We start from the raw sequence: 18450 nt of genomic DNA on the forward strand, positions 1-18450 counted from the left end.
GAAATTATTTCCCGAATGCCCTCCACCGACCTCTCCCGCAGACGGCTGTTAGCCGCCAGTGGCTGTCTCTCGGCCGCCTTCGCCGGCTGTGCCGGCGTCGGCGAGTCGGGGACTACCACCGAACGCACTGTCTCCGAGGACGGAACGCCGATGCCGTCGGACGAGTACGACTCCCTGACGCTGCGCTCGGACGACGACGATTTTTTCGTCACTTCGGCCGACTCGCCCGACGATCAGGCCGACCCCGATCGATCGCTGTCGGACGAACGATCCGTCGACTTCGTCCTGACCGAGGACGAGGCCTCCAACGTTCGGATCGACGGCGACGACGCGGACGCCGCGCGCTCGTTCCTCGGGGCAACCGACTTCGAGACCGAATCGATCGTGATCGAGCAACGGACGATCGACGACTGCTATCGCCGGCACCTGCTGAGCGTGCAGGCCAACCCCGACGAGTTCCGGACGCAGTACTGTCGGCGGCTGAAGGCACCGACAACGCCGTGCGAGGCCGACGTGACGGTCATGGAGGCGACGTTCGTCCGCGTCCAGCGGGCGTACGACGACAGCCCTTCGAGCCGCGGAAGCAGCGAGGGAACGTCGTGTCCGGACTCGGTGTTCGAGTCCGACGAACCCGATGGAGAGACAGCCGGAAACGAGACCCGGACCGACGAGGAAGACGACGGATGACCGACGAACTCCACGGGTCCCGACGACGATTCCTCGCAGGGTTCGCCACGGCGGCCGGAATCGCCGTCGCCGGGTGCAACGACTTTCCCTGGGAGGCCGAGACGTCGTCGACGACGTTCGCCCGATCGGAAGTCGAGGCGATCCTGGCCGACCCCGCTCGGGCCGTGCCGGACGTCGATCGACCGGCTCCGGTCGAGCCAGCAGCGACGGCACTCGAGACGGAACGATCGCGCGTAGACGAACTCCTGGCGGACGTGCCGGATTCCCTCGGCCCCGGCGACGTGCCAAACGGCGTCGTCCGGGAATCGATCGCCGATCGACGCGATAGCGCGACGGAGTTTCGCACCGAGGCAGCCGGCGCGTCCAAAGCCGATCGATACAACGCCCTGCGGACGCTCCGAGACGCTCGCGAGGCTGCCCGGGCGTCGGCCACGACGCTGGCCGCGATCGAAACCGAATCCGAGACGCTCATCGCGGACCTTTCGGACGAGCGCGCTGCCGTCCGGTCGACGCTCGCGGACCGACGCGAGCGAATCGAGTACCGCGGCGAGGACGGGGACGACGGACGGCTCCGTGCGGCGCTCTTCTTCGCCGAACTCGAGGGGGATCTCGCGCGAGCGAGCCACGGCGTCAGGCGGTGGGACGTCGACGAAACCGCGACCGTCATCGACGTCGGTGCCGATGCCGGCGAGGTCGAGTTCGCGACGGCGACGACGGCCATCTGGGACCACTGTACCGATCGGTACGCGGCCGAAACCGGCGATCGAGTCGACCTCGAACCGGTCTTTGCCGGCGCCCTCGAGATGTCGTCCGACCGCGCCGAGGGGGCCGATCTCCCCGACCGGAGCGGCGACGACCTGCTCGCTGACCTCGTCGCCGGCGAGGTCGAAACCGGATTCGACCAGACCGTGCTCTGGGAGGCAGTCAGGCCGGTCTACGACGCGCGGGACGGACTCCGAGACGCCGTCGAAGACGATCGATCCGGCCCGGGACTGGCGGACGCGCTCCGGTTCGAACAGGAATACCGGGCGTTCGAACTTATCCGCGACCGGTTCGAAGCGGGGGACCTCTCCACACCCGACTCGATCGAGACCGTCAGTTCGGAACGCACGGCCGCGATTTCGGCCGCGGAATCGGCTTCGGAGGAACTCACGCGACCGTCGCTCGGTGTCGATCGCCTCGCGAAGACGGTCCAGTCGCTCGGCTGGACCGACGACAAGATACGGCGCCAGACCGACGGCGATCCCGACGTCGTCGTCACGCTTTCGAGCGAGTACGGCGAGTACGTCTGCCTGCGGGCGCGATTCGAAGTGCTCCCCGAGGCCGTCGACGCGTTTCGGACGCGACTGCTCGAACCCGAACCCTGACGAACCCGCGATCCGACCGTTCCCCTCGCGATCGATCGGCCGATCCAGACTCCTTTACTACCCCCGGTGCGAAGGTCCGGGTAGTAAATGGTACTGACCAAGCGAATCATCCCGTGTATCGACGTCGACCTGGACGAGGACGGGAACCCGGCAGTCTACACCGGCGTTCACTTCGAGGACCTCGAGTACACCGGCGACCCGGTCGAGATGGCCAAAGCGTACAACGAATCGGGGGCCGACGAGTTCGTCTTTCTCGACATCACTGCCTCCGCGGAGGGTCGCGAGACCATGCTCGACGTCGTCGAGCGCGTCGCCGACGAGGTCTTCATCCCCCTCACGGTCGGCGGCGGCATCCGCACGACCGAGGACGTCAAGGAGACGCTGCGGGCCGGCGCGGACAAGGTCTCGATCACGACCGGCGCACTCGAACGGCCCGAACTGGTCAACGAGGGTGCCCGCGCGTTCGGGAGCCAGTGTATCGTCATCAGCGTCGACGCCAAACGGCGCTTCGACGAGCGGGGCGAACACTACGTCGAGATCGACGGCGAGTCCTGCTGGTTCGAGTGCACGAAGAAAGGCGGCCGGGAGGGAACTGGCATCGACGTCATCGAGTGGGCCCAGGAGGCCGAATCCCGGGGCGCGGGCGAACTGTTCGTCAACTCGATCGACAAGGACGGCACCAAGGACGGCTACGACCTTCCGCTGACCGAGGCGGTCTGTGACACCGTCGACACGCCGGTGATCGCCTCCTCCGGCTGTGGCGGCCCCGAGGACATGTACGACGTGTTCACCGAGGCCGGTGCCGACGCCGGCCTCGCCGCATCGATCTTCCACTTCGGCGACTACTCGATCGAGGAGACGAAGGAGTATCTCGACGAGCGCGGCGTTCCCGTCCGGCTCTGATCCGCGAGCGAGCGAAGCGAGTGAGCGGCTTTTTGCTCCAGGTTTTTGCGTGAGGGTGTGCTGGTCACACCCGAACGGAAACGGTGGGAACGCGGTCTCTCGACGGGCGCGGCGTTCCCGTCCGGCTCTGGTCGGTGTCGACCGACGCTACGTCTCGAGGTCACCCCACGATCGGGTTTCCTCAACCCCGATCCTGATTATCGGTCGGTCCGAGAGGTCCTGATCCCCGTACTGGTCGTACTTCGATTCGAGAGCGGTGACTGCATCCTCGTGAACGCCCGCCCCGGGCGACAGCACGCGGGCCTCCCCGCGAACCTGAACCCACGCGAGCCGCGACCAGTCCTCCCGGTATCGATCGGCGAGCACCGTTACCCGCGGTTCGATCCGAACGTTTCGAATCCGCTGGAGTTCGCGGGTCGATTTCGGCTTCTCGTCGATCGCCGTGACGAGTCGGGTGCCGTCCGATCCGTGGAGAAAAGCGTAGCAGATCGGGACGACGTGGGGGCGGCCGTCCTCGTCGACCGTGGCGAGTGCGGCGACGCGAGTTCGTTCGAGGAACACTCGTTCCGCGGGCGTCATACGGAATCGACGGTGTCAAGCACGAAAAACCCGTGACCGGGTGCGCGGCGGATCCCGGTCCCGGAGCGTGGGATCTGGGACCGGGGGCGCGGCCGGATCCCGAGCGGTAACGCGGACGGGAGCGTCACGGTTCGGGTATCCAGTACGCTTATCACCTCGCGGTCGCCCACTTCTACCAGTGAAGTGGCGGTGCACGTGGTGTGGCAAACCACACGCGGAAAACGATCCACCCTGTGACGCCTGCGGCCACAACGCTTTCGAGAAGGCAGTCGTTCGCGAGGGCGAAGACGTGACCGGGGAGGAGGCGGCGAGCCGCACGGTAGACACCGGGACGACCTACGTCTGGGCCTGTCCCAGCTGCGGCCGGGAGCACGTCAGGAACAACCCGCCGTGTTCGCGGTGTGGCAATCCGGACCTCGAGAAGACCGAACAGACCTACGACGACGTCGATCGGGACCTCGCCACCCCGGGCTGGTTCGAGGTGGCGAAACCGTACGCGCCGCTGTTCGTCGTCGTCGGACTCGTCGTCCTCTTGTTTGCCACCGGAATCGTCCCCCTGTCGCTGCTCCCGGGGTTCGGCACCCCGACCCCGCCCGACGCCCCCGGCAATGAAACCGAGGCCGCGGGGCTGGACCTGGAGACGACGGAGCGAGAGATCCACGAGCGACTCGCAGACGAACGGGACGCGGCCGGGGATCCGGCGCGCTCGTACGACGACGGGCTCGCGGCGTACGCGGAGTATCGGAACCGCCAGCTCGTCATCGCCGAGTACAGCGACGACGACCCCGGTGACCCGCCACGTGCGAGCGAGTTCGATCCCGCGTGCGGTGAGTCGACCCCCGCTATCGGCCCGCTGACCGTCGACGGACTCACGCTCGAGAACTACGACGACGAGGCCGATCTCGCGGCCAACCTCGCCGCTGAACTCCTCTCGTCCCGGTTCGGAGACGGGGTCCGAAGCGGGTACGACGCCGAGGGGATCGACGTCCACGTCGCCCCGGACGATCGCGTCTACCTGCTCTACGCGGTCTGCTGAGCGAGCGACGTACTCCGTCGCACAGGCGATCGGCGGCCCGTGAGGCTACGATCCGTCTTTGAGCTTCGCGAGACGACGGGAATCGGGACGACGAAAACACGCGTCGATCGCTCGTGATCGATCGGTCTATGCGGCAGCTCCGAACGCGTCGCGGAACGACGTCGCCTTCTCGCGGACGTCGACGGCGGCCTCTTCGAGGGCCTCGAGCGGATCGATGCTGCCGTCGGTCTTGATCGTGAGGATCGGTTCGGTCTGTCCACCCGACTGTTCGGGGTTGACGTCGTAGGTCGCTGCACTCACCTGCTCGTGTTCGAGGAGTGCTCCCTTGAGGACGTTCATGAACGTGTGATCTTCGCCCGCGATCTCGATCGAGAGTTCGTCCTCGCTGCTCTCGGTGACCCGCAGTTCCATGGCCGATACTCCGTGGGTCGGCCGCTTGTACCTTTCGAAGCCGTTGCTGACTCGCGGGAGTACTGACGGTGCTCCGTGGTAGGGACGCCCCTTCCACAACGCCGGCTTTGGAATGTAAACCACTATACGGATCGGGTCGAACCACAGGACATGCTCTCGATCGCGACCGCCATCGCGGTCGTCGTCGCGGTCACGCTGCTGGGCTCGCTCGCGATCGTCAGGCGAATCCGACGGCCGGAGCCGCGCTGGGGCGACGTCGCCCGGGCCCGGCTGGTGATGGGGGTTCCGTGGGGATCGCTCGTCGTGATCGCGGTCGTCTTCTCGCTCTACCTGTTCGTCCAGGACGGGATCACCGACTTCCAGGATCCCGTGACGATCCCCTTCCGATCGTGGTCGTACTTCTACCCGCTCGGAATGGTGATGGCCCCGCTGTCCCACGCCGGACCGGGGCACCTGCTGGGAAACCTGTTCGGAACGATCGTCGTCGCGCCGATCGCCGAGTACGCGTGGGGCCACTACCCCGACGAGCGCGGCTCCCAGTCGTTCGCGTCGTGGCGAACGAACCCGTGGGTGCGGGCGCTCGTGCTCTTTCCCGCGATCGTCGTCGGAATCGCGCTCCTGACGAGCGTCTTCGCGCTCGGGCCGGTGATCGGCTTCTCAGGCGTCGTCTTCGCGTTCGCCGGCTTCGCCATCGTCCACTACCCTATCGTGACGATCGTCGCCACCCTGGGTATCCAGGGCGTCCTCGTTACGATCTACCGCGCGTTGCAGTCGCCGATCGCCGTCTACGTCTCCGAGCCCAGCCCGCCGTCGCCGCCGTCGTGGGCCACGATCGCCATCCAGGGCCACGCGCTCGGCTTCTTCATCGGGCTCGTACTCGGAGCGCTCGTCTGTAGACGCCGCGGCCTGCGTCCCGACGCGGTTCGCGTCTGGCTCGCCGTCCTGCTGTACGGCTTCTCGAGTTCGCTGTGGGCGATCTACTGGTTCGGCAGTGAGAACACCTACATCCTCTTTCGCGGCCCCGGCGTCGTCGTGGTCACGGTCCTCGCGCTGATCGTCACGCTCGCGGTCGCCGGTCCCGACACGCCGCTCGTCCCGCGGGGGTTCGATCGCTTCGTCGGTCGCGTGACGGGATCGACAGCGAGGACACCGACCGATCGAGCCCTCGAACTCGGCTGCCAGGCCGGGGTCGGAACCGGCAGGGTCGTCGACAGGCCCGATCGGCTCCGGGCGATCGCCGGCGCCACGGGCACCGGAACTGTAAGCGGGATCGGCGAGTCGCGCCTGTCTGCCGTGACGAATCGGGAAGCCGCGTTCCTCGCCGTGCTCGTCGTCTTCGCAGTCGTCGCGGGGATGGCGGTCCCGGTCAATCTCTTCGTGCTCGAGGAGTCGACCGCCGCGTCGAACGCGGCGATCGAGGTCGAGGACTACACCGTCACTTACGCGGAGGACGTCGAGAACGAACTCGTCACAGCGATCGGGTTCGGACCGCTCCAGGACGACGTCCGGCTGGAGTCGAGCGGCGTGATCGTCGTCAGCGAAGAGCGCGAGATCTGGCTGGAGGCAGTTTCCACCCAGCGGCTCGCGTTCACCGGCAACGAGACGGTCCACGTCGGCGGTCCCGGCTGGCGCGAGACCGTCCACGTCGATCGAACGGGGTGGGAACCGGTCGGGAACGACACCGTCTACCAGGTCTGGCTCTGGGAAGACGGCGGCGACCGCCGGATCGCACACGAGTCGAACGCGTCACGGGCCGACGTCCGGATCGACGACCGGAACGTGACGATCGCGTCCGACGACGGCGACTTCCAACTCGACGTCGAATCCGACGGCACCACCAGCACCGCGCCGGTTCCCGCGGACAACGAGACGACTACGGCCGACGGGGTCGCGTTCGAACGCGTCGACGACACGATCTACGCGAGTGCGGACGGCACGGAAGTCGCGGTCGCGCGCGAAGAGAGCTACAACTAGCGCCACTCGATCCGGAAGACCTCCGCGTCGAGGGTCTGCTCGCGTTCCGTGTGGAACTCGAACCGGTTCCCGATCGGCAGCGGGGCCCGGAACGCGTGTGTCACGGTCGCGCCGTGGTCCGCGGCGAACGACTCCACGAACGACCGACTGTCTTCGTTGTGGATCGTGTAGGAGACGGTGGCGATCTCGGCCGTCGTCTCGAGAAAGGCGCGGTCGGCGTTTCGATTCCCGTGTTGGGCACCGAACGGCGGGTTCGAAACCACGGTCGCATCGCGCAGCGCGAAGGGGGGCCGGAGCGCGTCACCGCGAAGCCAGTCGATCGTGCCGGCGCCGACGGTGACCGCGTTCCGCCTGGCGAGTGCGAGCGCGTCCGGATCGACGTCGACACCGACGACTCGCTCCGCGCCGGCGAGCGATGCACCGATCGCCAGCATTCCCGTCCCGGTGCCGAGGTCGAGGACGGGCCGATCGAGGTCGCCCTGGAGGCCGGCGAGGTGACAGACGTGCGCGGCGAGATCGGCGGGTGTGAGATACTGTTCGAGGGATACGGACGGTTCGGAGAAATCCTCGACGGACTCGAGCCGTCGGGCGAGCGTTCGACGGGAGGGACCGGGCATGACCGCGTCAGTACTCGAGGGTCACGTCGCCGGCGACATCGAGCGTGAGTCCGTCCCGTTCGGCGCGCTCGGCGGTCGCCGAAAGCGCCGGGCGCACTTTCTCGGGGGCGGCAACGTCGTCGATCGCGACGGTGACGGTTCCGACGCCGAGGAACGAACCGGCGCGCACGTAGCGTCGAATCCGATCGATCTCCTCCTGGGTCGCAAGCGAGCAATCGTCGTCGAAACGGGCCTCGACGGTCAGGACGGCCGGTGTCAGTCCCTCGCCGATCAGGCCTCGTTTGAACTCGCGGAGGTACTGCGGTGCCGTCGACTCGAGGGCCGCAGCCTCGAGCGTGACGGGCGTGACGTCTGCGGGCCGGCAGCCGTCGATCGCCGGTTCGCCGTCGGACGTGGAAATCGTACTCATTGCCATGCCATACATGGGCTGCATACAAAAAGTTTGTTGAATACATAATAGTAATACTCGGCGACGAGCGACGTCACGATCGGACGGTCGCGGTGGAGGAGCACCGGTCACTGGCGACAGCCGGAATTCGTGACACTTTCGCAATAATATCGACTAGAGTTAAGGCCGTACCGTGTCAGATACACGTATGGAGCAGTGTCCACGGTGCCAGGGGGCCATCGAGGAACTCTCACTGGGCGACGTCTCGACCGTGACGTGTCCGCACTGTAGCTACGCGGACATTCCGGTCGAGCACGAGCGCCCGCCGGACGAGCGGGAATCCTGGCGAGACGCATTCAATCGGTTCTACGAGGAGTAACGAGGTTCGGCGAGACGTGACGCGATTCCAGGCGATATAACAGGTTCGACGTGACGTGACGGTCGGGAAGCGAACCGCCGATCGGATACCCGGACGGAATCAGCAGTCGCTCGTCGTCGCACTCGAGGGGGAACCTGGGGGTTACTCGTTCGCTGCTGCCGGTTCGGCTTCCTCCTCGTGGTCGACGTCCTCGTCGGAACGAGCGGCGACGAGGCCACCGCGGGCCACGCTGTAGAGCGGTTCGTTCGCGTGCGTGACGCCGCTGATCGAGAACGGGATGTTCGCGTCCTGAAGGTGGTCACGGAACAGCGCCTCGAAGCCGTCCGGACTGGAGGTGCCGCCGGTGACGACGACGGGAACGTCCAGTCCTTCCTCGACGTCCTCCTCGTCGACTTCCTTCACGATGTTCTCGATCACGTAGTCGAGCAAGTTCTCGTAGTAGATCGAAAGGGCACCCTCGACGCCGCCGACGTCCGTCGTAAAGTCGAGTTCGAAGTCGTCCTCCTTGATCGAGGTAACCTTGTCGACCGGCGTGCCGGTCGCACGGGCGGCCTGCTCGTCGACCCAGTCGCCACCGCGGGCGACGGAGAACTTCATAACGGGCACCGCGTAGTAGGCCAGACAGACGTTCGTCATCCCGGCACCGAACGAGATGCCGAGGCCGGTGAAGTTGTTGTCCGCGAGTTCGCTGTAGATGACGGACATCCCCTCGTTGATCGGTTCGGAGTCGTACCCCATGTCGTCGAGGAACGACTCGATCGTCTTCTGGTGATACAGCGTCGAAAGATCCGAGTCGATCGGGTCCGCAGGGGACGAGAAGTAGAGTTTCTCGTCGGGATAGGCAGGTTCGCCCACGACCTGTTCGATGATGAGTTTCATCATCGGGATCGCGCTCTTCTCGTCGTTCGAGAGGATCCCGTGTTTCATCGGCCGACGGGTCTCCTTGTTGAATATGTTCGCGAAATTCAGGGCGTCGTCACCGACGACGTACACCTTGTCGTCCTTTCGAATGTGGAGGACTTCACTTCGCGAGAGCATCTGCTCTGCCATATCCGAGTACTCGATCTCTACGAAGGAGTTACGCTGCTGCACGAACACCGTGTCATTCCCATCCTGCTGTGCCGACAGGATGTTCATCGTTCCAACGTCTAGGCCTTTGGCCATGGTTTGTCAAGGCCACTGACGGATTATAAATCTATGTGCCGTAATTTCACTTTTTATATTCAGTGCCAAACTAGTATTAACCCGCGTACGGATGGGTTAATTCCGATCGAGTATCTCACGCAACCGGCTTCGGACGGTCGTGAAAAACGAGAACGCCCCGGTGTCGTCGTCCCCAGTCGCTTCTTCCCGCCGTTTCTGTTCGCGGAGTTCCTTCAGTTTCTGCGTCTGGTCGTCGACCGTCGAACTCGAGGTCGTCGTCGTGGTCTCGCCGCCCTTCAGTCCCTTCAGACCGGCGACCTGCTGATCGACGCCCGACGATCGAGTCGTCTTCGTTCCCGCGGCAGTGTCGACGTTGACCTCGTCGAACTCGTTCTCGGAGAAGGAGAGACGGTTGTGTTCCGTCTTCTCGACGCCGCCCCAGGAGAGTTCGACGCCCTCCATCGCGTCGTCGATGTCGCGCTGTACATCGGCGTCGGAGAGTTCCGGGTCGTCGTCTTCGTCGTCGTCCGTCTCGACGTGTTTTGCGGTGCGTGCCATGTCGAGATAGTGGGCGATCAGCGCCGCGCCGGTCGAGGCGGTGATCCCGGCGAGGCCCACGGCGTAGACCGCGACGACCTGGGCAGTGTAATCGTATCCGTAGCCGTTCCAGTGGTCCGGATACGCGTACAGGAACCCGCCGATTGCCACGATCGCCACTGCGACGCCGGCGATCGACGTGTACAGCACCCGTCGTTCCGACGGGAGCAACACCACGATCCCGAGCATCAGGACCGGCAAGGCCACCATCGCGAGTGCGTATGCAGGTTCCGCCCACGCGAGGTGGGATGCAGTACGGGCCTCGAACGTGCTACTCCACAGGTAGAGTAGCAGTGCGACGATCGCGAATCCGATTCCACCGAGGAACAATCCGAACCCGAGGTAGACGTCGGTCCGGTCCTCCGGTTCGCCGATGTATTGGCGATAGAGGTCGAAGAGATAGCCCTCCGAGGGCGATTCCGCTGCCATAGGCACCCGGTTTACACTCCAGTACTATGACTGTTGGGACGAGTGACTGGTCTCGTTCAGTCACAGTCCCGACTGATTTAGTAAAATGTTTGAACTATAATCGCACGTAGAATACATCGATACGGGATCGATTGTTACGTTGTATCGACACGTGCGAGACGACAGTAACGTCGTTCTCGTCACGGACGGACCCTCCGGCACTGACGGCCACCACCGCTCCTGAGGCGAATCCCTCGTCGAGCCAGTCGACCCGTTCGCCGATCGCACCCGTCCACCGATCACACACGTCGAGCGGCCGGTATCGGAAGCGTCGCCGTTATACGTCCGTGGCTGTAACAACGGCCAATGAGTCAGGAGTCGGAGTACAGCGAGGGAGACCTCAGGAAGACCGGAATGCGTCTCAAACACGATCGCGAGTGGGACTACGAACTCGAGACGATCGTGGAGACGATCGAGGACCGAGACGCGACGAAGGTCGGGCTACAGTTTCCCGAAGGGCTGAAACGGCGCGGCCCGGCCGTCGCCGACGACCTCCGGGAACTCGCCGACGACGACGTGACGTTCATGCTCTCGGGCCAGCCGTGTTACGGTGCCTGCGACCTCGATACGTACCTGATGAAACGCACCGACGTGTTCGTCCACTTCGGCCACTCGCCGATGAAGGACACGGACAAGGTGATCTACGTGCCGCTGTTCTCGAACGTCGAGGTCACGCCGATCATGGAGGAGGCCCTGGACACGCTCGAACCGCCCGAAGAGATCGAGGGCGTCGGCCTCGTCACCACGGCCCAGCACATGAACCGCTACGAGGAGATGACGGAGTTCTTAGAGGAGCGGGGCTACGAGGTCCACAGCCGACGGGGCGACGATCGGCTCACTCACGAGGGACAGGTGCTCGGCTGTAACTACGCGAGCGCGGACGTCCCCGCCGACCAGGTGCTCTACGTCGGCGGCGGCAAGTTCCACCCGCTCGGACTGGCGATGGAACACCCCGACAAACACGTCGTCATCGCCGACCCGGTCAACAACGTCGTCACCGTGGCGGACACGGAGAAATTCATGAAACAGCGCTACGGGGCCGTCCACCGGGCGATGGACGCCGAGAAGTGGGGCGTCATCTTCTGTACCAAGATCGGCCAGGGGCGCTGGGAGGTCGCCCAGGAGATCCTCGACGGCAACGACGACGCCTACCTCATCACCATGGACGAGGTCACCCCCGATCGCCTACGGAACTTCGACATGGACGCCTTCGTCAACACCGGCTGTCCGCGAATCACGACCGACGACGGCCCGCAGTTCCACAAACCCATGCTCACGCCCGGCGAGTACGAGATCGCCGTCGGGAACAAGCCGCTCGACGAACTCTCCTTCGACACCTTCCACGGTACCTGGTGAGTGATCGGTTTCCGTTCCGATCTCAGCAGGGATATCTCGGATCGCTAACTCGTTCGGTGTATGCCCTCCGCGATCCGTCGCAGTCGCTGGTGCGTTCCGTTCGCCGGCGTCGTCGTAGCCAGCATCACTGCAGCCGCCGAGCCGACAGTGGAGCCAGTGGTGGCATCGCTCGTCCAGTTCACGATCGTCGCTAACGTCCTCGCGACGGTCGCCTACGGGATGGCCCTCGCTGGACGACCGAACAGGTGGGGCGGTCTTCTCGTCGGAGCACTCATCCGAACCGTGTTCGGCGCGATCCCGGTACTTGGTCCCCTCGTCGACCGGCGAGTCGCTAGTCGACGTGGAACCTCCGCGGATGATCGGAAACTGACGATGTCCGTTGATCCGTCGAGGCGCGGGATACGCGTCGACACGGTGCGGTACGGGGTACGCATCGACCCGTCAGTCGATCGTCCGGACGCGATCGCGGCAGTTGGTATCGGCTGCCGCCGACGTTCCAGCGACGGTCGCTGATCGATCTCGGATCGTCTCTTCGTTGTGACTTTGTGGTGCAAACTGCGAAATCCATGATTACATTTGAGAAAAAGAGTGTGTATCTCGCCAGATAGTCACGGAATCGTTGGTAATCGACCGCTGAGTCCAACACAGTTTGGAGGGAATCTTTTGCCCGCAGCGTCCCGACCAGTAGTCGATGACTAACACGACTTCGCAGGACCGATCGACCGCACCGGTGGACAGCCTGTTTCGGACCCTCGCGAGCGAGCGCCGACGGACGATCGTCCGCCTCCTCGCCGGCCCATCGCCGGACGGGATCGAGAAAGCCGATCTTGCGGCCCGACTCGCGGCAGTGACGAACGAGAAACCTCTCGACGCGGTGACCGACGACGAACGCCGGCAATCGAGCGTCGCGCTCACCCACAGCGATCTGCCGGCCCTGACCGACGCCGGACTGCTCGCGGAGCGCGAGGACGGGTCCGTGGCCGCGACCGACCACTGGGCGTTCGACGAGTACGGGTTTGACGACGCGCTCGCGGGGCGCCCACCCGACGAACTCGACGGGGTGTTCGCGGCGCTCGCGGAGTCGCGTCGGCGGACGATCCTGTCGGTCCTCCGGGACCAGCCCAAGGCGCTCTCGACGCGAACGCTCGCCCGAAACGTCGCGGCGCGCGAAGCCGAGTTGCCCGAACGATCGGTCCCGTCCGAACGCGTCGATCGGGTGCTCACATCGCTCGTCCACGTCGACCTTCCTCTGCTCGCGGACGCAGGACTCGTCTCCTACGACGACGCGGAGGGCCGCGTCGCCTACGAGGGCCATCCCGTGCTCCGGACCGCGTGGGTCGACACCGATCGGGATCCGGGTGCGAACGGTGACGAGATAGGGTTCGATATCACCGCGCGCCTCGCGGGAATCGCACCGTCCAGCGATTGAGCAGGAGGCCGTTCCAGCGTCGGCGTGCCCGCGTCCCGATCCCCGCCGTCGCGGGCACCCCGATCGATCGGAGACGACAACACTTACCCAGTCGGTCCGCACACGCTCCGGTATGACGCAGATCCAGAGCGACTGGGGAGACTGGCTGGTTCGCGACATCGAGGACGCCGACCCGGACGGGGTGGCGATCTGGTATCTCGGCTGTAACGGCTTCGTCCTGAAAGGCCGCGAGGGAACGACGCTCTTCATCGACCCCTACGTCGGCCTGGGCGATCCGCCACGAACGGTGCGGATGATACCCGTGCCGTTCGATCCGGCGGACGTCACCGCGGCCGACGCCGTGCTCGCGACGCACGAACACACGGATCACGTTCACGGCCCGAGCCAGGCACCGATTCTCGCGACTACCGGCGCATCCCTCTACGCTCCCGACGACAGCCTCGCGGTCGCCCGCGAGGAGGAAACGTGGACCGACGAGTGGGACGTGAGTGCGGATCAATTCGCTGAGGTCGAGGAGGGCGAGACCGTCGAAATCGGCGAGTTCACGCTCCACGTTGAGGACTCGCACGACCCGGACGCGACCCACCCGGTCAGTTACGTGCTCGAACACGACGCGGGCACGTTCTTCCACGGCGGCGACACGAAGCCGACGGACGAGTTCGAACGCATCGGCGAGGAGTACGACATCGACCTCGGCGTCCTCGCGTTCGGCACGGTAGGACGGATCCCGGACAAAGAGACGCGAGAGCCCAAACGAACTCGCTGGTACAACGACGAGAACCAGATCGTCGAGGCGGCGGCCGACCTGCAACTCGATCGCCTCCTGCCGAGTCACTGGGACATGTGGCGTGGCCTGACGTCGGATCCGAAGGTGCTCCATCATCACGCGAAGAGTTTTGCGCATCCGCGTCGGCTGGAACTGGTCGAGATCGGCGATCGCGTCGACCTCGATGGGAGTAACTGAACGTCAGTGCACACCCGATCGCACGGCGACTGTACGTCGGCGTGTGAGCACTTCCGGCGACTACGATCGTTCCGCGACAGATCAGCGGTCCTGATTCCCACTCTGCCGTACGATTTATAGTAATGGTAGGGTAACGTTCGGGTAATGAGTAGCACCGCCGACACGGACGACGCGATCAAGATCAGTGGCGACGGGTTGACGGTCCGAAAGACGTTCGCGGCGGACGAATTTCCCGTACCTGCGATCCGTTTCGAGATCCACTCCGATCACGACGAGGAGGTCGCGTTTCGACTCTCCGAGGATATCCCCGAGTCGTTCCCGATGGACAAGGTCGGGTTCCACCCCGAGTATCACAGCGACGACTGGACCGCATTCCAGGACAACCACGTCGAGTTCACCGGGACGGTCGACCCGGACGACGAACTCGTAACGGTCTACGGCATCCGGATCGACGACGAAAGCGACGCGTCGAAGTTCCTCACGAAACCGGCTATCGTTGCGGTGAACTCCGAGGAGGAGGGCGGCTCGGACGCCGACGAGATCGACGACGACGTTATCGGCAGTATCGTCGAGGAGGATCGCAACCAGCCGGTCAAGGACATGATTTCGGGCGAATCCGACTCGGTGCCGGGCCTCGGGGACGAGGACGACGAGTCGGATGCGGAAGCCGATGAGGCCGACGTGGCCGACGAGTCGGATGCGGAATCCGCCGTCTCGGACGGTCTCGACCCAGAAGACGAGGATGAACAGGAATTCGACCTCGATCTCGGCGACGTCGATCCCGAACCGGAACCGGTCGACGAGGACGACGAAGACGACGCACCCGACATCGACCTCGGATTCGGCGACGAGCAACTCCCCGAGCGGGACGACGATCCCGCGACGGCCGACGACGAGACCGACTCCGACGAGAGAAGCGTCGAGATCGATCTCGGAACCGACGACGGATCAACTGGGGACGTAGCGGACGATGCGGACGACGACCCCGATGTCGGCCTCGACCTCGAAACGGCTGCCGCGGCTGCCGACGCCGACACCGCTCCGGGGGCAGCGAAGGAGGAAGACGACGGGCCGACGATCGACGTCGGAACGGATCCGGACGACGCGACCGACGCTGGCGACGCGGCCGCGGACGACATCGACGCGGCCGAGTCGCAATCGAACGGTGACGCGGCGTCCACGTCGGCCGCCGGCGACGCAACCGAGACGGAACCGACGGCAGCACCCGATGCGTCGGACTCGATCGCGACGCGTCTCGCGAACGAACTCGAAGACGACGCGGTCGACGACGAGGATCTCGCGGTCCTGCGGGACGCACTCGACGTCGAGCCGACCGGCTCCGACGTCGCGAAGATCGACCACCTCCAGTCCCGCGTCGAAGAGGTCGCCGCCTACACCGACGCCCTCGAGGCGTTTCTCGACGAGAACGGATCCGGCGAGGAGTTGATCGAGGAGTTCAAGGACGAACTCGCCACGTTCGAATCCGACCTCTCCGCGATGGACGAACGTCTCACCGGCACCGAAGACCACGTCCTCGACGTCGAGACCGACCTCGAGGACGTGACCGACGACGTGGAGGAACTCGAAGACGACGTCGACGAACTGGAAAGCGACGTAGACGACCTCGAGGACGATCTGACGGCGGTTCGCGAGGACGTGACCACTATCCAGAACTGGCGGGACCAGCTCGGCTCGATGTTCTCTGACTGACAAAGTCACCGAATTCGCGAAACGCAACGCGTTTAGCCGTCGCCTGTCGAGAACGCACCGATGGGCGAGACGATTCCGATCGCGATTCCACGGAAAGGGCGACCACTCGAGTCGGTATTCGATCGACTCGCACGTCGCCTCGACGTTTCTGACCTCGCGGACGACGTCATCTCGACGCTTCGCCACGAGAAAGCACTCACGAAGGGCACGGTCACCCCCGACGACGAGGACGTCTACCATCGTCTCGCCACCTACAGCACCGTCGACGATCCCGCGGCACCGGAGTACACGCTCTTGCGCGACGATCGGGCGGGCAAACCCCGACGAATCGTCTTCGACAGCGTGACGATTCCGATCGACGACGTCGACGGTATCCCCGACGGCACCGAAATCCAGTTGATCGGCCGCGAGGAACCGTTTCGAGCGCTCCGGACCCACGAGTTCGCGCTCGGGTTCGACAGCGCCGACCTCGTCCTCGAGGAGGTCGTCGAACTCCGTCCGGAACCGCTCGGTCGGATCGCCGACATCAACGCGCGAATCAATCCCGCCGATACCGACGTCCGCGTGGTCACGGGGCTGGGAGACACCGTGTACCACACGCTGCTGGCCACTCCCGGGGTCACACCCGCGTCCGGGTCGCTCGATCGGACGTTTCTCGAAGAGTACGACGGCCCGCTGTGCATCGAACCGCGCTACGAACGCCTCGTACAGGCCGTTCTCGGCACGCGGACGCTGGACGACGTCTCGTTCGAGTATCCCCCGGAGGGTCGGGAAGAAGAGGCGGCCATCGCCGACACCGGGGTAGGCGTCTACCTGACGATGACCGGATCGACCGCCCGCGACCACGGACTGGTGCTGGGTGAGCAGTTGTTCCCGAGCGAAACCGTCCTGCTGGAGAGCACCCCCGAAGTCTCCGATTCGATCGCAGCCGTTCGATCGATGCTGGCGAACGGGCCCGAAGAGACGGAACTCGCAGTCGGCCGGTAGCTACAGTTGCTACTGAAACGATTTCCACACTGATCGCAACGCTGTCGTGCGATCAGGTGTGCAATGTCTTTCAGGGGCTACTATCTCTGGACCCCGATCGCGACGGCTAGCGCCGGAAACTCGCGCCGCCAGCCGCAAAAGGGCTACTCGTCCCCGAGTGCGACCACGCGCCCGCCGTCACGAGTCGTGAAGACGGCCCCCGGAGTGACGATCGCATCGCCGGCCCCGCTCAGGTCGACCGTCCACCGTTCCGTCCCGTCCGCTCGTGAAACTGCCGTGAGTCGGTCGGCTTCCGGGATCACCACGTCGTCGCCCACCACCGTCGGCGGCCCGATACGCGAATCCGACGAGTCGTAGCTCCAGGCTTTGGCTCCACTCCGATCGATCGCGTAGAGAGAACCTCGAGCGGGGACGTAGACGTGCCGATTGCCCAGTGCGAGTCGGTGGTAGGCCGACTCGGGAACGGTGAACGACCAGCGGCGCGTTCCGGCGGCATCGAACGCGACGACGACACGATGCGTCCGTATCACGACGAAATCGTCGGCGACGACCGGCCCCGTGGTGACGGCCTCGGTAGATCGGCTCCAGCGCTGCTCTCCGGTCTCGGCGTCGAGTGCGATCACGCCCGTCGCTCCTGACTGCGATCCCAGGTAGAGTACCCCGTTGTTGACGGCGATCGGTTCTGCGAACGTCCGGGTGCTCCCGTCGCTCGCGATTCGTCGAGACCAGCGGATCGAACCGTCGCCGACCGACAGCGCGTGGATACGACCGTTCCAGTCGGGGACGTAGACGGTCGCGTCGGCGACGGTCGGTGGAGCGGTGAGACGCGCATCGACGTCGTAGAGCCACGCTTCGTCTCCGTGCCGACGCTGGAAGGCGACGATCCGACCCCGTTCGATCGACGGTTGTGCACTGACGACGATCCGGTCCCCGTATATCGCCGGCGGCGAGATCACGTCCGATCGAAGGGGTACGCGCCAGCGCTCCTCGCCGGTCGTAGCCGATAGCGAGTGAAGCCGGTGGCGGTGGCGAGCTTCGTCAGACACGGCGTCGACCGGAACGTACAGGTGTCCGTCGACGACGGACGGTGTTCCGGCACCTCGTGCTCCGTCGAGGTCAGTTTCCCACACCGCCGTCGGTTCGGCGGGGCCTTCGTCCACTCGGCGCGTGTGACCGGGGTTGGAGCCGTCCATCGGCCAGTCGCCACCGACGTTACCGAGGTCGCCGGAGGGAGACCCGCTGGAGAGACAGCCAGCAAGCGTCCCGCTCGCGGAACCGATCGTCGCGAGGACCTGGCGGCGCGTGAGGGAGGGCACGGACGTCATTCGGATAACCGGTCAAATATATCCTCTGACATTCGGCTCACCCCGCCCCTTCGGTATAGCGATATAGAGTTTATCAGTTCGATTTCGGCCGTTCATTTCGAGCGAATCGAACGACGATCGGACGACAGGC

Annotated in this window: 18 protein-coding genes; 11 read left to right on the plus strand and 7 right to left on the minus strand. The window is 65.0% G+C overall.

What is annotated here, in order from left to right:
* Nucleotides 1-15 precede the first annotated feature (15 nt).
* The 3 genes from MUG98_RS07910 to hisF all read left to right on the plus strand — a co-directional run bounded on the left by MUG98_RS07910 (nucleotide 16) and on the right by hisF (nucleotide 2957).
* Nucleotides 16-687 carry a hypothetical protein gene (locus MUG98_RS07910; protein WP_265111594.1) on the plus strand — a complete coding sequence of 224 codons (672 nt, stop codon included), beginning with the start codon at nucleotides 16-18 and terminating at the stop codon, nucleotides 685-687.
* Nucleotides 684-2054 (plus strand): hypothetical protein, encoded by a 1371-nt coding sequence (locus tag MUG98_RS07915; protein WP_265111595.1) that lies wholly within the window; start codon nucleotides 684-686, stop codon nucleotides 2052-2054. Before MUG98_RS07910 ends, MUG98_RS07915 begins: the two co-directional genes overlap by 4 nt.
* 87 nt (nucleotides 2055-2141) lie before the next feature.
* On the plus strand, nucleotides 2142-2957 hold the full coding sequence (gene hisF, locus MUG98_RS07920; RefSeq protein WP_265111596.1) for an imidazole glycerol phosphate synthase subunit HisF: 816 nt from the start codon (nucleotides 2142-2144) through the stop codon (nucleotides 2955-2957).
* Between the two features lie 147 nt (nucleotides 2958-3104).
* Here hisF and MUG98_RS07925 read toward each other — a convergent pair whose 3' ends face one another.
* On the minus strand, nucleotides 3105-3536 hold the full coding sequence (locus MUG98_RS07925; RefSeq protein ID WP_265111597.1) for a TIGR03668 family PPOX class F420-dependent oxidoreductase: 432 nt from the start codon (nucleotides 3534-3536) through the stop codon (nucleotides 3105-3107).
* A 178-nt stretch (nucleotides 3537-3714) separates the two neighbouring features.
* On the opposite strand from MUG98_RS07925, the gene MUG98_RS07930 reads away from it, so the two are divergent.
* Complete coding sequence (locus MUG98_RS07930; protein ID WP_265111598.1) at nucleotides 3715-4572, plus strand: hypothetical protein; 858 nt, start codon at nucleotides 3715-3717, stop codon at nucleotides 4570-4572.
* Between the two features lie 126 nt (nucleotides 4573-4698).
* Here MUG98_RS07930 and MUG98_RS07935 read toward each other — a convergent pair whose 3' ends face one another.
* Nucleotides 4699-4983, minus strand: a complete 285-nt coding sequence (locus MUG98_RS07935) for a DNA-directed RNA polymerase subunit L (protein ID WP_265111599.1) — start codon at nucleotides 4981-4983, stop codon at nucleotides 4699-4701.
* 150 nt (nucleotides 4984-5133) lie between these two features.
* On the opposite strand from MUG98_RS07935, the gene MUG98_RS07940 reads away from it, so the two are divergent.
* Complete coding sequence (locus MUG98_RS07940) at nucleotides 5134-6957, plus strand: rhomboid family intramembrane serine protease (RefSeq protein WP_265111600.1); 1824 nt, start codon at nucleotides 5134-5136, stop codon at nucleotides 6955-6957.
* Here MUG98_RS07940 and MUG98_RS07945 read toward each other — a convergent pair.
* Together MUG98_RS07945 and MUG98_RS07950 are read right to left on the minus strand one after the other, a co-directional pair.
* The gene (locus MUG98_RS07945; protein WP_265111601.1) at nucleotides 6954-7574 is read right to left on the minus strand and encodes an METTL5 family protein; all 621 of its coding nucleotides are present in this window, start codon (nucleotides 7572-7574) and stop codon (nucleotides 6954-6956) included. The genes MUG98_RS07940 and MUG98_RS07945 overlap by 4 nt on opposite strands.
* Before the next feature lie 7 nt (nucleotides 7575-7581).
* Nucleotides 7582-7983: a DUF7961 family protein gene (locus MUG98_RS07950; protein WP_265111602.1), complete on the minus strand. Its 402-nt coding sequence runs from the start codon at nucleotides 7981-7983 to the stop codon at nucleotides 7582-7584.
* 187 nt (nucleotides 7984-8170) lie between these two features.
* Between MUG98_RS07950 and MUG98_RS07955 the strand changes: the two genes are divergently transcribed.
* Nucleotides 8171-8341 (plus strand): zinc finger domain-containing protein, encoded by a 171-nt coding sequence (locus MUG98_RS07955; protein ID WP_265111603.1) that lies wholly within the window; start codon nucleotides 8171-8173, stop codon nucleotides 8339-8341.
* A 141-nt stretch (nucleotides 8342-8482) separates the two neighbouring features.
* Here MUG98_RS07955 and MUG98_RS07960 read toward each other — a convergent pair whose 3' ends face one another.
* Both MUG98_RS07960 and MUG98_RS07965 read right to left on the minus strand, forming a co-directional pair.
* Complete coding sequence (locus MUG98_RS07960) at nucleotides 8483-9505, minus strand: disk-shape morphogenesis protein volactin (RefSeq protein ID WP_265111604.1); 1023 nt, start codon at nucleotides 9503-9505, stop codon at nucleotides 8483-8485.
* Between the two features lie 96 nt (nucleotides 9506-9601).
* Complete coding sequence (locus MUG98_RS07965) at nucleotides 9602-10510, minus strand: cell division protein CdpA domain-containing protein (protein WP_265111605.1); 909 nt, start codon at nucleotides 10508-10510, stop codon at nucleotides 9602-9604.
* 345 nt (nucleotides 10511-10855) lie between these two features.
* Between MUG98_RS07965 and dph2 the strand changes: the two genes are divergently transcribed.
* The 5 genes from dph2 to MUG98_RS07990 all read left to right on the plus strand — a co-directional run bounded on the left by dph2 (nucleotide 10856) and on the right by MUG98_RS07990 (nucleotide 16995).
* Nucleotides 10856-11905, plus strand: coding sequence for a diphthamide biosynthesis enzyme Dph2 (dph2, locus tag MUG98_RS07970; protein WP_265111606.1), 1050 nt, complete (start codon nucleotides 10856-10858; stop codon nucleotides 11903-11905).
* Nucleotides 11906-12596: 691 nt separating this feature from the next.
* On the plus strand, nucleotides 12597-13334 hold the full coding sequence (locus tag MUG98_RS07975) for a DUF7344 domain-containing protein (protein WP_265111607.1): 738 nt from the start codon (nucleotides 12597-12599) through the stop codon (nucleotides 13332-13334).
* 112 nt (nucleotides 13335-13446) lie between these two features.
* Nucleotides 13447-14298, plus strand: a complete 852-nt coding sequence (locus MUG98_RS07980) for an MBL fold metallo-hydrolase (protein WP_265111608.1) — start codon at nucleotides 13447-13449, stop codon at nucleotides 14296-14298.
* A 144-nt stretch (nucleotides 14299-14442) separates the two neighbouring features.
* Entirely contained in the window at nucleotides 14443-16008 is a 1566-nt protein-coding gene (locus MUG98_RS07985) for an AAA family ATPase (RefSeq protein WP_265111609.1), read from the plus strand.
* A gap of 60 nt (nucleotides 16009-16068) precedes the next feature.
* Nucleotides 16069-16995, plus strand: coding sequence for a phosphoribosyltransferase HisG-related protein (locus MUG98_RS07990; RefSeq protein WP_265111610.1), 927 nt, complete (start codon nucleotides 16069-16071; stop codon nucleotides 16993-16995).
* Between the two features lie 143 nt (nucleotides 16996-17138).
* On the opposite strand, the gene MUG98_RS07995 is transcribed toward MUG98_RS07990, so the two are convergent.
* Nucleotides 17139-18311, minus strand: a complete 1173-nt coding sequence (locus MUG98_RS07995; RefSeq protein WP_265111611.1) for an outer membrane protein assembly factor BamB family protein — start codon at nucleotides 18309-18311, stop codon at nucleotides 17139-17141.
* Between the last annotated feature and the right edge of the window lie 139 nt (nucleotides 18312-18450).

This window comes from Halosolutus halophilus, assembly GCF_022869805.1.
Lineage (GTDB): Archaea > Halobacteriota > Halobacteria > Halobacteriales > Natrialbaceae > Halosolutus > Halosolutus halophilus.

What these genes read in the sequence shown, in the direction of transcription:
- MUG98_RS07910 (WP_265111594.1), top strand. Translation starts at nt 16, where the DNA reads ATGCCCTCCACCGACCTCTCCCGCAGACGGCTGTTAGCCGCCAGTGGC.
- MUG98_RS07915 (WP_265111595.1), top strand. Translation starts at nt 684, where the DNA reads ATGACCGACGAACTCCACGGGTCCCGACGACGATTCCTCGCAGGGTTC.
- hisF (WP_265111596.1), top strand. Translation starts at nt 2,142, where the DNA reads ATGGTACTGACCAAGCGAATCATCCCGTGTATCGACGTCGACCTGGAC.
- MUG98_RS07925 (WP_265111597.1), bottom strand. Translation starts at nt 3,536, where the DNA reads ATGACGCCCGCGGAACGAGTGTTCCTCGAACGAACTCGCGTCGCCGCA.
- MUG98_RS07935 (WP_265111599.1), bottom strand. Translation starts at nt 4,983, where the DNA reads ATGGAACTGCGGGTCACCGAGAGCAGCGAGGACGAACTCTCGATCGAG.
- MUG98_RS07940 (WP_265111600.1), top strand. Translation starts at nt 5,134, where the DNA reads ATGCTCTCGATCGCGACCGCCATCGCGGTCGTCGTCGCGGTCACGCTG.
- MUG98_RS07945 (WP_265111601.1), bottom strand. Translation starts at nt 7,574, where the DNA reads ATGCCCGGTCCCTCCCGTCGAACGCTCGCCCGACGGCTCGAGTCCGTC.
- MUG98_RS07950 (WP_265111602.1), bottom strand. Translation starts at nt 7,983, where the DNA reads ATGAGTACGATTTCCACGTCCGACGGCGAACCGGCGATCGACGGCTGC.
- MUG98_RS07955 (WP_265111603.1), top strand. Translation starts at nt 8,171, where the DNA reads ATGGAGCAGTGTCCACGGTGCCAGGGGGCCATCGAGGAACTCTCACTG.
- MUG98_RS07960 (WP_265111604.1), bottom strand. Translation starts at nt 9,505, where the DNA reads ATGGCCAAAGGCCTAGACGTTGGAACGATGAACATCCTGTCGGCACAG.
- MUG98_RS07965 (WP_265111605.1), bottom strand. Translation starts at nt 10,510, where the DNA reads ATGGCAGCGGAATCGCCCTCGGAGGGCTATCTCTTCGACCTCTATCGC.
- dph2 (WP_265111606.1), top strand. Translation starts at nt 10,856, where the DNA reads ATGAGTCAGGAGTCGGAGTACAGCGAGGGAGACCTCAGGAAGACCGGA.
- MUG98_RS07975 (WP_265111607.1), top strand. Translation starts at nt 12,597, where the DNA reads ATGACTAACACGACTTCGCAGGACCGATCGACCGCACCGGTGGACAGC.
- MUG98_RS07980 (WP_265111608.1), top strand. Translation starts at nt 13,447, where the DNA reads ATGACGCAGATCCAGAGCGACTGGGGAGACTGGCTGGTTCGCGACATC.
- MUG98_RS07985 (WP_265111609.1), top strand. Translation starts at nt 14,443, where the DNA reads ATGAGTAGCACCGCCGACACGGACGACGCGATCAAGATCAGTGGCGAC.
- MUG98_RS07990 (WP_265111610.1), top strand. Translation starts at nt 16,069, where the DNA reads ATGGGCGAGACGATTCCGATCGCGATTCCACGGAAAGGGCGACCACTC.